Raw genomic sequence first — 14,548 nt, forward strand, 5'->3', positions numbered from 1 at the left:
TTTTGGCGGCAGCGGATGGCGGCAAAACCCCGGCCGCTGCAGACCGGGGCGATTTTATGGGTGCGGCTTCCGGATAACAGTTGCAGACCGCGTCACTCCCCCGCCATCTCTACCACCGTCTTCCCTTGCCCACGCACCTGAGCTACTTGCGCAAACGCCTCATTCACGTCTCCCAGGCCAAACCGATGTGGGTCTACCTTGATGCGCAGCACCCCGGCCTCAACCAAAGCCGCCGCTTTGCGCATTATCCGACCATGGTGCTCGCGCCCCTTGCCGGTCAGCAACGGCATCAAGGTAAACACCCCGGAATAACTCGCCCCCTTGAACGACAACGGTGCCAGGCTGTGTTGTCCCCAGCCCAGACAGCTGAGTACGTGGCCGGTATAGGTTTTCACTGCGTTGAAGGACGCATCCAGTGTCGAGCCGCCGACGGTGTCGTAGACGATGTCGAAACCTTCGCCATCGGTGTGCAGGCCCACATAACTGTCGGTGTCCTGCGCCCGGTAGTCGATAGGGGTCGCGCCCAGTTCACGGATGAAATCCAGGCTGGTGGCCGAGCCGGTGGCATAGACCTCGGCGCCGCGGGCCTTGGCAATTTGCACGGCCATTTGACCGACGCCGCCCGCGCCGCCGTGGATCAGCACTTGTTGGCCGGCCCGAACATTTGCCCGGTCTACCAACCCTTCCCAGGCGGTGATGAAGACCAATGGCAAGGCTGCCGCTTCGCGCATGCTCAACGAACCGGGCTTGAGCGCAATCAGGTGAGCATCGACGGCAATGTATTCGGCCAGCGCACCCTGGGCGCCGCCGATGCCGCCGGCCATGCCGAACACGTCATCGCCGGGGGCGAAATCGTGCACGCCCTCTCCCAGCTCAACGACTGTTCCGGCCAGATCGATGCCCAGTACGGCGGGCAGCGGCTGGCGGGCATGAGCGCCGCCACCTGCCGCGATCTTGGTATCCAGAGGATTGATCCCTGCGGCGTGAACCCTGATCAATACCTGTCCTTTGCCGGGAACAGGCCGGGGGATGTGGCGAACGACCAGCGGAGCCTGAGCGGTTTGGGCAATGGCGGCGAACATGGTGTTGTTCATGACGGTAAACCTCCAATGAGTGGGTGAGTACATGTTGCGGCCGTCGATGCATTCCGATAAGTAAGCAACTATGGATAGGATTTATTCCAACCAGAGGCCAAATCCAGATGGATCTATTCGACGCGATGCAGATGTTCGTGCGAGTGGTAGAGCGCGGTTCGTTCTCGGCGGTCGCCCGGGAGCTGAACCTGGGTCAACCAGCGGTTAGCAAGCAGATCCGCGCGCTGGAACAACACCTTGGCGGTGCGTTGTTTGCCCGCAGTACTCGCCATCTCGCGCTGACCGACCAAGGCCAGCGCTTCTATATCCACAGCAAGGAAATACTCAGCAGCCTCGACACGGCCCGGCTCAGTTTCACCCGTGGCCAGGAGCAGATCGCCGGCCCTTTGCGTGTGGCCGCCCCGGTGAGTTTCGGGCGGCTGTGCATTGCGCCCTTGATGAGGGAGTTTTTGGCGCGCCATCCACAGGTTCAAATCGACCTGAAACTGAACGACCAAAATGAAGATGTGCTGAAAGAAAACATCGACGTCGCCATTCGTATCGGCGTGGTGAAAAACGAAGGGCTGGTCGCGGTTTCCCTCGGCGATAGTCCGCGCCGGGTGTATGCCGCTCCCGCCTACCTGCAACAACACGGCACCCCGCTGGAGCCGGCGGATCTTGCCCGCCACAATTGCTTGGGCTTCACGCTGCTGGAGCATTACGACGTTTGGCGTTTCGACCAGCAGGACAAACAGCACCGAGTGACGATCAAGGGCAATGTCACCAGCAACAGCAGCGAGGCAATTCGCGAGATGGTTCTTAGCGGGCTGGGCATTTCGCTTTCACCGCAGTGGTTATTCGCCGCGGATGTTCGCCAGGGAACCGTGTCCAGCCTGCTGGAGGCTTATCAACCCGTAGCGCTGCCCATCAGCGCCGTGTTCAGCCAAGACCGGCGCCGCTCGGCAAGAACTCGCGCCTTTGTGGATTTTCTGCGCGAGCGTCTTTGAGCAGCCGGTTATGCGTAACGAACCTGACTGATATCAATCGCCACCAGCAATTCCCCCTCCACCGCCTGATCGTCCGCATCCCGCCGATACGCCCGGCGCTTGCTGGGCATGCACAGCCCATCGGCCTTGATGTAGTCCTCCACATACTGGGCCGCCGGCAGGCCACCGCTCACGTCCACGGTGTAATCATGCCGGCGCAGCAGATAGTCATCGCCAAAGTAGAAGTCCTGGACCGGGCAGTGAGTGGCGAGGGTGTCCGGGAAGTTCACCCGCAAGCGGCGCCAGACCTGGCCACCTTCCTTCCAGGGTTCCAGCTCCTGGCTGGTGACACCCGGAAAAGTAAACAGGAACGGCATGGTCAGGTAGGACCAGAGCGCATATCCATTGAAGTAGGCACGGTGAAGCGGATCCCACGGAGTGGTTTGCTCGTGCTTGAAGAACGAAGCCCTAGGGTCCGAACGCTCAGCGATCACTTTGCCCTCGGTGGTTTCGATGGCGATGCGATCAGGCGTGAAGGCGGTGCGCTGGTTCAGCGCACCGAACGGCATGACCGAGGCGCGCTGTTCATGCAGCCAGACAGTCATCTGCCGGGGTGCATTGTCTTGCGTTAACCCCTTCATGGCCCACAACGAACCGCCGGTCACAAGGGTGACCTGGACAGTGTTGAAAGTGTTCCAGCGCTCGAGACCGCCGTGGGCAATCAGGACTTGTTCCAGCAGGTCGTGCTTGTGCGCCTTCATGATGGCCGTCCTCCTCGAGTTGGAAACGGGGTCATTCATGAGTGTAGTCGTGCACCTGGGGCAGAGTCCTTACGATTCACAGGCCAACGAGGCCTGCGCGGTCTTCGAATGCCGGGCGGGAAAATACGCCGCCGCAGCCACACCCACCGCGCCCATCACCACGCAATACCCCACGCACACCCATGGGCTCCACGGCACCAGTGCGATCAGCACCAAAGGCGTCACGCTGGCCCACAAGGCATAGGCAATGTTGTAGGTGAACGAGATGCCGGACACGCGGATTTTCGGCGGAAACAGGCTGACCATCACCGATGGCACCGCGCCAACCACGCCGCAACCCAGGCCCGCCACAGCGTAGGCCAGGCCCAGCCAGGCGCCGCCGCTGATCAGGCTGGCGTAGAGCACGGCGATGCCCATCGGCAACAGCAGGCTGTAGAGCATGACAGTGCGCCAGGCGCCGATGCGGTCGACGATGAGGCCGGCCAGAACGCAGCCGATGTTCAGGAAGACGATGCCCAGACTGCTCAAAGCGAACGTGTGACTGGGGGTCATGCCGAAACTTTTTTGCATAACGGTCGGGGTGATGACCACGAACACCACCACGGCGGACGTCAGCACGCAGGTGAGGATGGCGGCGGGCAACAAGGCGTGGCGATGGTCCCGCAGCACGGTGCGTAGCGGCAGTTCCGTCGCACCTTCGCGCTTGGCTTGCAGGGCCATAAAGATCGGCGTTTCGCTCAGCCAGCGACGCAGCCAGACGCCGATTACACCGAAGACCCCACCCAGCAGGAACGGCAAGCGCCAGGCGTAATCGAGAATTTCTGCTGCCGTGAATATCTGCGCCAGCGCCGTGGCGGTCAGGGCGCCCAGCAAATAGCCGAAGGTCAGACCAGCCTGGAGGAAACCCAGTGCGTAGCCGCGATGCCGCAGCGGTGCATGTTCGGCCACGAACACCCAGGCGCTCGGTACTTCGCCGCCCACCGCCGCGCCTTGCAGGATGCGCAGCGCCAGCAGCAACAACGGGGCGAAATAGCCGATTTGCGCGTAAGTCGGCATCACGCCGATAAGCAGGCAGGGCAAGGCCATCATCAGGATGCTCAGGCTGAACACCCGCTTGCGCCCCAGGCGATCGGCGAAGTGCGCCATGAGGATGCCGCCCAGGGGGCGTGCCAGGTAGCCGGTGGCGAAAATCCCGAAACTTTGCAACAGGCGTAGCCATTCGGGCATTTGCGGCGGGAAGAACAGTTGGCTGAGCACCAGGGCGAAGAAGACGAAGATGATGAAGTCGTAGATTTCCAGCGCGCCACCCAGGGCGGCGAGGCCCAGGGTTTTGTAGTCGGATCGGCTGAATCGGGCGTCTGGCAGATGAGTTGTGGCAGTCATGGGCAGATTTAAACAAGAAAAGTTTTTGAGAAGGACGGTTCAGGCGTCTTGGCCGTCGTCCATGGGCTGTGCCGGTGGTTGGTCTGGCTCAGCGTCTTCGGCCTCTTCAGCAGGCAGGAAATCCTTGCGGCTCTGGGCGATGGCCCGGCGTATTTCGTCGCCTTTGGTGGGGCAGTTCTTGAGGCGGGCGATGCCGTCGGGTTTCTGCGTCATCGCCATCCTCCGGTATGAATGAACAGGGGCTCGATAGTGCTCGCTTTTGGCGCGTGATGCCAATTTTGTGGTTGAGGGTTGCTGCCCGACCCAGCGGGAGCAAGCTCCCTGGCCACAGGGAGCTGTTGCTTGGATTAGCGGTGGTAGCGACGCACTACGCTGCTGTTGCGCAAGACGTGACCGTTGATTCTTTCCATCAGTTGAGGGCGTGTGAGGCCGGCTGGCAGGGCGTGCGGGGGCAGGTCGAGCGCGTATATCTGAATCAGGTAATGATGAGCGCTGTCGCCAATGGGCGGACAAGGGCCAATGTAGCCGCGGGTGTTTTTACTGTTGGTGCCACTTATGCCTTCAAGGGCGGACTGGGTGCCCATGCCCGTCGGGATTTGCCGCGTGCTGGCCTTGATGCCGTAATGAACCCAGTGGTCGACGCCCTGGCCTTTCTGGCCGTCCGGGTCGTGCATGACAATGGCGTAGCTGAGGGTGCCAGGCGGGCCCGCTGTCCAGCTCAAGGCCGGGGAAATGTTCTTACCGCCGCAGTTGTTGGCGTCACTGGCGGCCGCCGCGGTGAACAGCCGGTTATCCGACACACCTGGCATGCTGAGGGTGAAACGTTCCTGAGCCTGGGCCGCCCCTTGTGCGCACAGCACGAGGGCGATGGCCGCCAGCCAGGGAGTAAGGGAAGTCGATCGAGTCATACCGGGCACCTTATGCAGATCAGGCCATGGACGGCCTGCGAACTATAGCCGCAGCGCCTGCCAGGTTTCAGTGACAATTACGATGAACTTCGAATCCGCCACATTGATCTGCGTTGACCGTGATTCGCGACATCACCCATCCCCCTGTGGGAGCGAGCCTGCTCGCGATGGCGATGGTTCAGTTGGCATCCATGTTGACTGAAATACCGCTATCGCGAGCAGGCTCGCTCCCACATTTTGATTTGTGCTGACCGTACTCTGTGGGAGCGAGCGCGGAGTTTTGAAGGAAATCTCCGAGGAACTGGAAAGCAACAAGATCAACAATCACAGCCTGCGGCAGCGCTTACACCGAGTGATCGACCGGCAGGTGAATCACCCGGGGCCTTTCCAGTGGTGCCAGTGGCGGCGGTTGCAGTTCCGGGCTCAGCAGATGGAAATGCGCCACGACGTGGCTGATATCACCGTCCTGGTTGTTATGGATGATCTTGGAGCCGGGCCGGCGCAACGTGTCCAGACGCGCGTCGGTCAATTTGAAGCTTTCGCTCAAGCCTTGATCGTCCACCACCGGCGCTGGCAGCCGACGCTGGGCGAAGCTGCGGCTTTTGCGCTGCTGATAGCGCGCCCAGGTAATCAGGATCACCGCGTTGACCAAGGCGATCCAGCCATATATCTGCAACGTCCCGAGCGTGTCCATGAGCGAGCCACCTAGGCGCGGGCCTGCCTGGCTGTCAAACAGGGGCCAGAGCCCGTTGACCAACAGATACAACAGCCCCAGCCACGCCAGCACGGTAAAGAGCGCATCGATGACCACCAGAAAAGGTCTTTGTCGGGTCCTGATAATTTTCATCGGATCACTTCCTCTTCTTCGTCATCGAACGGTTTGATGCCGCGATCCGGGCTGACCCAGCGCGCGCGTTTCTGATGCTGCCCGAACAGCACTTTCGGGAAACTCACCAAGGTGGTGAACAGACTGATCAGCCAGAACACCAATGGGTACCACACCACCCAGAACATGATGTGCCACAAACCCTTTTCGTAACGGCGATCGATCAGGATGCTCACCGCGAACTGCATCAGGCACACCACCGCCAACAGCAACCCGGTGAAGGCCGGCGGCATGAGGTGATCGACCGCGATGGCCGCTGGCATTTCGACGAATTTACCGGCGCCCCAGAAGATCACCGACAGCAGGAACGTGAACGCCCAACCGGTGGACAGGCAATATTCGAACAGCAGCGGCCACAGGTAGCGGTGGCGGTATTGCCAGATGCCGCGGATGTTCTTGAACAGCACTTCGGCCCCGCCCTGGGCCCAGCGCAGGCGCTGCCGCCACAGGCCGCGCAGGGTTTCGGGCATGAGGATCCAGCACAGGGCACGGGGTTCGTAGAAGATGCTCCAGTGGTCCAGTTGCAGCTTCCAGCTGATGTCGATGTCTTCGGTGATCATGTCCGGGCTCCAGTAGCCGACCCGGTGCAGGGCCGTACGACGGAAGGCGACGATCACACCGGAGACGGTGAAGATCCGCCCGAAGACGCGCTGGGTACGCTTGATCAAGCCAATGATCGAGGAGAACTCGCCAACCTGCACCCGGCCGATCAAAGTCGAACGAGTACGGATACGCGGATTACCGGTCACTGCACCGAGGCGGGCATTGTCCAGCATCGGTGCCACCAGGTAGGCGCAAGTGTTGGGTGCCAACAGCGCATCACCGTCGATGCACACCAGGTATTCACTGCGCGCCGCGATGGCGCCCATGCGCAGGGCCACGGCCTTGCCCTGGTTTTCCGCCAGATGCAGCACGCGCAGGCGCGGGTCATCAGCCGCCAGTTGGTCGAGCACTTGCGCGGTGTTGTCTTTCGAGCCGTCGTTGATGGCGATGACCTCGATGTTCGGGTAATGCTGGCCCAGCGCGGCGTGTATGGTATCGGCGACGTTGTCGCCCTCGTTGAAGCACGGAATCAGAATGCTGATCAGCGGTTCCCCGGCCAGCGGCGGCGGCAGGGTGTCGTCCTTCCACGGCCAGTGACGCTCCCAGTGCAGCCAGAAATACAGGCCGCCGGCGATCCACAGCCCGGACATGAACAGCGGGTAAAAGAACACGAAGTCCATCAGGAATTGCCCGGTGACCAGGAAGATCAGGCCCAGGGGCACCCCAAGGACGATCGCCAGCACCAGCAGGGCGAGCAGTCTGTCGAGCATGTCAAGGATTCCACTTGTTGGAGAGCGCCGGCCGCACGGTTTTCACAGCGGGCTGGTCTTCGATGAAGTTGTCCGGGTAGTAGCCGAAACTGGTCACGCCTGAACGCTTGAGGCGTCCCATCCATTCGGCCAATTGTTCGCCGTCGATGTCGCTGACCGGTTTGCTGTGCCAGTCACGGGCCTGCAATTCGAACACCGTGCGCTTGAGCGCACCGGGGCGGGCCTTGACGGTCTCCACCAGGCGCTCAAGCCAGGGACCGGATTGCTCGCGGGTCTGCTTTTCCATCAACGGCATGGCCATCGGGGCCGTCCAGTTGTAGGCACCGAGGAAGTCGTCCAGGTTCTGGGCGAACCAGGCTTCGCTTTCGGGATTGAGCATCGGTTCGGCGAAAATATTGCGCGCTGTCAGCACCTGCGGGCCACGAATCGCGCGGACCTTGGCAGTGAGCTCGTGGGTGAAGTCGATCAGGTAGCGGCTCTTGAAACGGGTCCAGCGCTGCATCGCCGCTGGGTCGTCCCGCAGAGCGGCGATGGACGTCGGCAGGCCGTTGGCGGCATAGACTTTCAGGGCAGCGGGGCCGGCGTCCTCGAAGTCAGAAAACACGGCGTCGTCGTGGTACAGAACGCCGTCCACCGAACTCATCCGCGCCAGGTCTTCGTAGATTTCGCCGATGACCCGCCGCACGCTCGGATCGAAGGGCGACAAACGTACGTACTGATCCGGGTCCACACCCGTGCGGCCGGTTTCCGGGTCCCAACGTTGTACGCGGGGCAGTTTCGAATCCAGGCCAAAACTGAGCACTGGCATCCAGGCGAAGACCTTGGCGTTGGCCCGGGTTTTCAGTTGCCACGCAACCCGATCGAACAGATCGGCCCGTACCGGCAGATGACGGTTGGGAAAGTACAGCGAATGCACCAGACCATCACCTTTCGGATCGGCAAAGGCTTGCAGGAAAACGGTGTTGGCGCCCAGGTCGTAAATGCGCTGGATCAGCTTGCCGACATTGGCTTCCTGCTGCACAGGATCCGGGTCATAGACGTAATCCAGGTCGACATGGACCACCCGCAACGGGTCCATGGTCTGCACGCCGACGACGCTCTCGGCGAAGTGCGCACCATCCGGATCGGAGGCCACCAGAAAACGCGGGCCACTCATCAGGTTATTGAGGCTGTCCAGACCATCTTCCAGAGTCAGGGCCATTTGGTAGCCTTCGCTGCCAATCACCTGCAAGGCGGTGCCATCGGCGGCACCGTAGGGCCAGACCCACACGCGCGGACTGTAGCCGGTGACCTTGCGGATCTTCTCGGAAATGGCCACCACGTCCTTGCGCTGGCGAGCCTGGAAATCAGCTTCGCTTTCATAACGACCGGTGGCGGGATCGTAGCGCCGGGTCGTCGCCGCCGGTTGCAGGTTGCCTTGCGGGTTGGCCAGTACCCCTTTGTGATTGGCGTCGGTGTGGGCGGCGATTTCCACCAGGCCCGATTTCGAGACCTCGCGAATTTGCTCCCAGGTCAAAAACTCGGAGCGCTTGCGCGGCACTCCAGCGAAGTCCACCGGCTGGTTCGACGGCGTGTCGATCCAACTACCGACCGGGGCCAATAGCGCCGGCCAGTTATAGGCGCGCAGGATCGGCATGACGCGGGTGTAAAAGCTTGAGTAACCGTCGTCAAAACTCAACAACACCGCCCGCGGCGGCAGTTCCGGGCCACCGTTGCGAGCGGTGATGATCTGGTCCACGGTGACCGGCTGGTAGTTGTTTTCCCGCAGCCAAGCCAATTGCTCGATCAGGCGTTCGGTACGCACGGCCACGAGCGCCTGGTCGGGGTCGCGGTCTTCCACGTCGTGATAGGCGATGCCGAGCACATGGTTTTTCGGCCACGGGGCGTCGTTGGCCGCCAGCGGGCGCTGTGAGGGCGGTGTGAACGCCGGGGCTTGCTGGGCACAAGCGCTGATCAGCAAGACCCCCAGCAGAAGGATGAATCGCGAAATGACAGGCATCTTCAAACTCTTCTAGAAGCGGTAGGTGAGGTCGACAAGCAGGCGCAGATCGCTTTCGCGGTCGCCGTCATAGGGGCGGTTGAGCCAACTCAGTGCGGCACCTGCCTCAAGCACGTCGTTCCAGATAAAACGCTGGCCGTAGCTGAGCAGGCCCATGGCACCGGTGCTGTGGTCGCGCTGGCTGTAGGTACCGGCGCCGGCCTGGAACTGCTGACTCCACGTCGTTTCGTAGCGGCGGTACAACACATGATTGGCGCTGACGGTCGGCATGACGCTCAGATCTGACTTGGGGTTGAAGTAGGGGACTTCGTCAGAGCCGCTGTTGCGACTGGCACCCACTTCCAGGCCCAGCTCCACTTGCAGCCGCGGAGCGCTGTAAATGCCTTCGCGACCGGTGAGCAGGGTTTCGAGACGGTTGTTACCGTCACTGAAATGCGATGGGCTGACCGCCAGTTGCCACTCCCGGCTTTCGTGGGCACGCCAGCGAACGAAACCACTGCCGCCGTTGGCGCGGATACCGCTGTTGAGCGCCCGCAGCGGGGTGGCGGCCGAGAGGTAATCCAGGCTGCCACCGTACTGCCAGTGATCGTTGATGTCCCGGGCCACGGCCAGACGTGCCCCCTGCTTGTCACCGGAGCCGTAAGAGTGGTTGGAGACTTCCGCTTCCAGCGTCATGTCACGGGTGCGGCGCTCCACACCCAGACGCTGCCAGCGATGGTGGCCGGTGCCTTCTTCGAAATCGCCGGTGGCGTAACCGACGCCACCGAATAGCCGCCAGTCTTCATTGATGGGTGGGCTGTAGAGCAGCGTTTCAATGCCGAAGTCGCGACTACCGGTGACTGCACCGGCATCGCCGCTGCCGCCGCCATAACTCTTGCCGGTGTAGGCTTCGATACGCAGTTCGGCCATGTCGTGCACTTCGCGCTGGCGTTGCAGGCGTTTGACGTGGGCGTTCTCCGGGTACCGGGCGACCACGTCATCGGTCAGCGCGTCCATCTGCCGCCACTCCTGCAGATCCATGGCGGCGCGGGCCTGGGCGACTTCCAGCTCACGGTTACGCGGGGTCGTGGTCTCGACTTCCTTGAGCAGGCTTTCAGAACGTCGCGGCCATTGCCGGGCCTGGTACAGATCAGCCTGGGCCAGTCGCAACCCGATGTTGCCGGGGCCTTGATTGACCAGGGTCGCCAGACGCGTCTCGGCGGTGGGCAGGTCGGCGCCATATGTGCCGGCCTGAGCGGCGAGTTGTTGTGCGTCCATCCACTCGTCATTGGGGTTGCCGATGGGCAGCCCCTTGAGCTCGACGCGTGGTTGCTGGGATTTGGCCAAGTCTTCAGCCAGGGCACGGGCCTCTTCGGATTTTTCACTTTCCAGCAGTGCGTAGTAGAGCGCGGTGCTGTCTTCGAAGCGGTCCGCCGGATCGGCATCAGGTGCCGTCAGTACCCGGCGGTACAGATCGACGGCAATCTCCGGTTCACGCTGCTCCAGATAGGAGGACGCCACCCAGCGCAAGGCATAAGTGGGAATGGCAACCCCTTCGGCGAGCAGCCTTTGGTATTCAGCAATCACTTCAGCTCGTCGAGCACGGGCGTTCAGGGCGCCGATGCGGTCGATGCGCCAGCGCAGTACATCGTCATGAGCCTCGGCCACCGGAGTCCAGGTGGCGAGCAGTTTGTCGTAATCGGCCAGGGCGCGGTCTGCGATAACGAAGCGATCCTTCTCGCTGCGGCTCGCCATGTCCGCCAGGCGCACCCGTTCAGCCGCAACATCGCCCTCCAGTCGCCGCTGCACGCCCTGATCGATCAACCCGGGTTGCAGACGAGCCAGGCGCAAGGCCGGCTCAGGCAAGCGGGCACGTTGCAGCGCAATGATGTATTCGCGGGCGACCTCGAGATTGTTACCGGCGCGAGTAAAGGCCTGGTCGTATTCGAACAGCGCCTCGTGTGGACTGTTGGCACGGGTCAGGGCATAACCCAAGGCCAGTCGACGCGTCGGGTCCTCAGGTTTGGCTGCAACCATGGTCCTGGCACGACTGACTGCTTCGTCGGGTTTACCGGCGTCGGCCTGGGTTAAGGCCAGCCCCAGTTGCAGATGGGGATTCTGAGGTTCGACGATTAAAGCCTGGCGATAGAGCGCGGTGGCCGAGTCCCAACGCTTGAGATTGCGATAGGCACGTGCCGTTGCAGTCAGCGCCGCAACGGGCAGGTCGCGATAGCGGCCTTGGGCTTCATAGACTTTCACCACCTCGGCATCAAAACCGGCCCAGCTGGCAATCTGCAGATGGTCACTGATTTGCGCGGTGCTGGCCTGATCGACCGGGACCTGGCGCAAGGCGGACAATGCAGGCGTGTAATGGCCGGCGCGAGCGTCATGCACCATCTGGTCATAGGCGGTATCGGCAAACGCCAGCACCGGCCAGCACAATTGGCTGCACAGCGCGAGGCGAAACAACGGGCGCAAACCACATTGAATAAAGGGACCCACAGTACGCGGCATTCGTCAGCATCCTTACATGGCCAGCCGGGTCGCAGTGCCCCCTTGCCCATCAAACAGGAAGCCGGATCAAAGGAATCCAGCCAAGCTCTAATGGACCTAGTTTTGCACTCTGGAGCGGGTCGTTTTCCAAAACGCCATAATTCTTCAGAATCGATGCAGATTTTCGCGGGCAAAAAAAACCGGCCTGTGCGCAATGCACAGGCCGGGCTTTGGATGTTGCTCCAGTCGATTACTGGATGGTTACGCCGCCACCCAACTTGTTCATCACAAACGCGGTGAATTGTTCGACTGTCATCTTCTGACCGTTGAAATCAACTTGATTGTTGGCGTAGTGCAGCTTGGTGACCACATCGTTGCCTTCAAGCGTTGCCAGCTCTGTGCCCACCGCCATCGCGCTGAACATATCGCTGGTGGCAGTGGCCTGATCGGCGATCAACTTGGCGTCGGTCTGGCCTTCCATTTGCGCCTGCACGGTCAACAGATCAACCAGCATCGGCTTGGAGACTTTCAAATTGAAATCCAGCAAGGCGAGCAACTGACGACCCAGTTGATCAGGCGGCAGGTCCATGGATTGCGGCTTGGTAAGGTCGATGACCAGCGTCGCGCGGCTTTCGCCATTGGCTGTAGTGAACGACAGATTTTCCAGTGCCACTTGCGGGCCGCCGGCCAGGAGTTTTTCCAGGTCGGCCTTGACCTGCGCCTCCTCAGCCTCGCTCAGCACCAGCTCCGGCGCTGGCTCACCGGCTGCTGCCGCTTCAGCCGCCGCCTGCTCGTAGGGTTGCAGCTTGGTTTGATAGACCTGCATGAGCGACATGGTGGCCGGGATGTCCAGGTTCTTCAGGCTGACCGCCATCTGCGCAGAACCGATAGCCTTATCGTTGAAGGACAACTCACCGACCTTGTAATCAGCACGCCCCGATGCGCTGGTGCCATTTTCGGTGCTGTTGTTCTTCATTTCGAAGTTCTTCAGGCCCAAGACCGACTTCTGCTCACCAAAAGTAGTCTTGCTGTTGCTGAGCATCAAAACGTTATCACCCATGTAATAACCATAAGTGCTCTTGCTCAGGTTGCTGGCGAGCGTCAGGCCGTTGAGCTCGACTTGCACCGGCGTCTGGTCCTCAGCGACGGTGGTCAGCTTGAAGCTGTCCATATAACCGTCAGCCTTGATTTTCTCTGCCTGGGCGCTGGAGGCCAGGTCGATCTTCAGACCAGAGAAACTGAGCTCGGACTGTTCATCCAGCTTGGTGTCCAGGGGCAGCAACTCGAACGTGCCGTGGGTCGACTGGTCGTAGCCCAGGTTGACCACACCTTTGAGCGGCGACTTGTCCTTGGCAGCGACGAACCATTTCTCGGTCAACGGCGTGCGTTCAAGTTCGGTGTGGCTGGTAGCCATGACCGGCAACCATTTGAGCGTCATCAGGCGCGAGAACGGCAGCGGGCCATGTTCGATGTTGTCGACGAACAGCAATTCAACCGGTTCATCACCAAACATCTCGCCTTCACCTTTGAGGCGATAATGGGCGGTGCTGCTGAAAGTCCCACGGTCCAATGACACCAGCTCGATCGAAGCCGTGCCATTTGACCCAGCCAGGGCCGTTTGCATTTGCTTGTTGCTGTCGGCAATGGCGGTTTGCAGCACTCCTTCGAGTTTCGTTCCGGTGTACCAGGCGCCACCCGCGCTGATTGCACCGACGACCACAACGATTCCCAGAAGTACGCTTGCTGATTTATTCATGAGTGATCCGATCATATCCATGGTTGAAAAAGCCGTCGTCTTCCCTGACACCGCTAAGGGTGTGGCTCGACGCCGCGAAGTGGAGGGAGATTACCATCAGGCATGCCAACGGGCCCAATGTTTAAAGGGGGGAAGCGTTTTCTTGAGAGAGGGTCTACGAATATTGAACTTCAATCTCATCGAGTTGATGGTCGAACGTCTTCAGCCGTGCCGTCCAGGTGTACACCAACACTTCGAAATCACGATTGATCACCGTCGCGCCCGATGAGTCCGCGCGAGGATCGCAGAAGTCCAGTTGATAGCGCTCCCGCGCCATAGCGTTAGCGACGTCGCAGAGCTCACGAGCGTTGTTCAGCCAATGCCAGTCGTCTTCGGCGACCTGTTTGTCCAGTGCCGCACATTGGGTCTTCAAGGCCTCGAGACTTTTTTCCAATGGAGTACCGGTGAGTTCACCCATGACTTCCTGGAATGTGCGGCCAGGCTGCCAGTAACTGCCCCAGAAATAACGATCGAAGACCGTTTCGACCCGGCGTAATGCAACCTTGGTATCCCAGATCAGCACCAGAGTCTTACCCTGCTCAAGATGCTTTTTTTTGATGCGTTGCCCTTGGAGCGATGCCCAGGCCACGATTGCGATGGATATCACACCGATCAGCGCAGCCGCGCTATCGAGGAAGATCAGTGCTTTGTCGATCTGGTGAGTCAGCATGACGCCATAGAAATAAGTGGCCGAAAGCAACACCAACGCTGCGAGGGCGCACCAGAAGCCAGGAGCATAAGGGTTTTTCATTATTGGAATCCCCATGACCAGTGACATCGCGGGCCATTTTTCAGATGCCCCGACTATCACAGCATAGCAATGGCCACAGGGTTTGCCGTGTGTGGACAGCAATCATGAGGGGCGATCCGATTACCGGCCCAAAACGACAGAACCCCTGTCTGCATCAGCAGACAGGGGTTCTGGGAATTCAATCTTGACGATGACCTACTCTCACATGGGGAAACCCCACA

The 14,548-nt window shown here is 60.7% G+C and carries 12 protein-coding genes; 1 reads left to right on the top strand and 11 read right to left on the bottom strand.

Annotated features, from left to right (window positions below):
- Positions 1 to 92: 92 nt before the first annotated feature.
- On the bottom strand, positions 93 to 1,094 hold the full coding sequence (locus tag MKS85_RS26360) for a zinc-dependent alcohol dehydrogenase family protein (protein WP_139048761.1): 1,002 nt from the start codon (positions 1,092 to 1,094) through the stop codon (positions 93 to 95).
- A 107-nt stretch (positions 1,095 to 1,201) separates the two neighbouring features.
- On the opposite strand from MKS85_RS26360, the gene MKS85_RS26365 reads away from it, so the two are divergent.
- Complete coding sequence (locus tag MKS85_RS26365) at positions 1,202 to 2,080, top strand: LysR family transcriptional regulator (protein ID WP_107321442.1); 879 nt, start codon at positions 1,202 to 1,204, stop codon at positions 2,078 to 2,080.
- 8 nt (positions 2,081 to 2,088) lie between these two features.
- Here MKS85_RS26365 and MKS85_RS26370 read toward each other — a convergent pair whose 3' ends face one another.
- From MKS85_RS26370 to MKS85_RS26415, 10 genes are all read right to left on the bottom strand, one after another.
- Positions 2,089 to 2,820, bottom strand: a complete 732-nt coding sequence (locus MKS85_RS26370; RefSeq protein ID WP_047230319.1) for a hypothetical protein — start codon at positions 2,818 to 2,820, stop codon at positions 2,089 to 2,091.
- Between the two features lie 69 nt (positions 2,821 to 2,889).
- Positions 2,890 to 4,203, bottom strand: coding sequence for an MFS transporter (locus MKS85_RS26375; protein WP_139048760.1), 1,314 nt, complete (start codon positions 4,201 to 4,203; stop codon positions 2,890 to 2,892).
- A 39-nt stretch (positions 4,204 to 4,242) separates the two neighbouring features.
- A complete protein-coding gene (locus MKS85_RS26380; protein ID WP_171061296.1) occupies positions 4,243 to 4,416 on the bottom strand; it encodes a hypothetical protein in 174 nt (57 codons plus the stop codon).
- Between the two features lie 134 nt (positions 4,417 to 4,550).
- Positions 4,551 to 5,111: a YbhB/YbcL family Raf kinase inhibitor-like protein gene (locus MKS85_RS26385; RefSeq protein WP_139048759.1), complete on the bottom strand. Its 561-nt coding sequence runs from the start codon at positions 5,109 to 5,111 to the stop codon at positions 4,551 to 4,553.
- 343 nt (positions 5,112 to 5,454) lie between these two features.
- Entirely contained in the window at positions 5,455 to 5,958 is a 504-nt protein-coding gene (gene pgaD, locus MKS85_RS26390) for a poly-beta-1,6-N-acetyl-D-glucosamine biosynthesis protein PgaD (protein WP_139048758.1), read from the bottom strand.
- Entirely contained in the window at positions 5,955 to 7,310 is a 1,356-nt protein-coding gene (gene pgaC, locus MKS85_RS26395) for a poly-beta-1,6-N-acetyl-D-glucosamine synthase (protein ID WP_076383117.1), read from the bottom strand. Before pgaC ends, pgaD begins: the two co-directional genes overlap by 4 nt.
- A 1-nt stretch (position 7,311) precedes the next feature.
- The gene (gene pgaB / locus MKS85_RS26400) at positions 7,312 to 9,309 is read right to left on the bottom strand and encodes a poly-beta-1,6-N-acetyl-D-glucosamine N-deacetylase PgaB (RefSeq protein WP_160891509.1); all 1,998 of its coding nucleotides are present in this window, start codon (positions 9,307 to 9,309) and stop codon (positions 7,312 to 7,314) included.
- Positions 9,310 to 9,321: 12 nt separating this feature from the next.
- The gene (gene pgaA, locus MKS85_RS26405) at positions 9,322 to 11,802 is read right to left on the bottom strand and encodes a poly-beta-1,6 N-acetyl-D-glucosamine export porin PgaA (RefSeq protein WP_139048757.1); all 2,481 of its coding nucleotides are present in this window, start codon (positions 11,800 to 11,802) and stop codon (positions 9,322 to 9,324) included.
- 229 nt (positions 11,803 to 12,031) lie between these two features.
- On the bottom strand, positions 12,032 to 13,537 hold the full coding sequence (locus MKS85_RS26410; RefSeq protein ID WP_139048756.1) for a YdgA family protein: 1,506 nt from the start codon (positions 13,535 to 13,537) through the stop codon (positions 12,032 to 12,034).
- A 154-nt stretch (positions 13,538 to 13,691) separates the two neighbouring features.
- Positions 13,692 to 14,327 (bottom strand): hypothetical protein, encoded by a 636-nt coding sequence (locus MKS85_RS26415; RefSeq protein ID WP_047230327.1) that lies wholly within the window; start codon positions 14,325 to 14,327, stop codon positions 13,692 to 13,694.
- Positions 14,328 to 14,548 lie beyond the last annotated feature (221 nt).

The organism is Pseudomonas sp. JL2, from assembly GCF_031570495.1.
Taxonomy (GTDB): Bacteria; Pseudomonadota; Gammaproteobacteria; order Pseudomonadales; family Pseudomonadaceae; genus Aquipseudomonas; species Aquipseudomonas rhizophila.

Coding starts and splice junctions, on each gene's coding strand:
- pgaD (WP_139048758.1), bottom strand. CDS start 5,958: ATGAAAATTATCAGGACCCGACAAAGACCTTTTCTGGTGGTCATCGAT.
- pgaC (WP_076383117.1), bottom strand. CDS start 7,310: ATGCTCGACAGACTGCTCGCCCTGCTGGTGCTGGCGATCGTCCTTGGG.
- MKS85_RS26365 (WP_107321442.1), top strand. CDS start 1,202: ATGGATCTATTCGACGCGATGCAGATGTTCGTGCGAGTGGTAGAGCGC.
- MKS85_RS26375 (WP_139048760.1), bottom strand. CDS start 4,203: ATGACTGCCACAACTCATCTGCCAGACGCCCGATTCAGCCGATCCGAC.
- MKS85_RS26385 (WP_139048759.1), bottom strand. CDS start 5,111: ATGACTCGATCGACTTCCCTTACTCCCTGGCTGGCGGCCATCGCCCTC.
- MKS85_RS26370 (WP_047230319.1), bottom strand. CDS start 2,820: ATGAAGGCGCACAAGCACGACCTGCTGGAACAAGTCCTGATTGCCCAC.
- pgaA (WP_139048757.1), bottom strand. CDS start 11,802: ATGCCGCGTACTGTGGGTCCCTTTATTCAATGTGGTTTGCGCCCGTTG.
- MKS85_RS26415 (WP_047230327.1), bottom strand. CDS start 14,327: ATGAAAAACCCTTATGCTCCTGGCTTCTGGTGCGCCCTCGCAGCGTTG.
- MKS85_RS26380 (WP_171061296.1), bottom strand. CDS start 4,416: ATGACGCAGAAACCCGACGGCATCGCCCGCCTCAAGAACTGCCCCACC.
- MKS85_RS26360 (WP_139048761.1), bottom strand. CDS start 1,094: ATGAACAACACCATGTTCGCCGCCATTGCCCAAACCGCTCAGGCTCCG.
- pgaB (WP_160891509.1), bottom strand. CDS start 9,309: ATGCCTGTCATTTCGCGATTCATCCTTCTGCTGGGGGTCTTGCTGATC.
- MKS85_RS26410 (WP_139048756.1), bottom strand. CDS start 13,537: ATGAATAAATCAGCAAGCGTACTTCTGGGAATCGTTGTGGTCGTCGGT.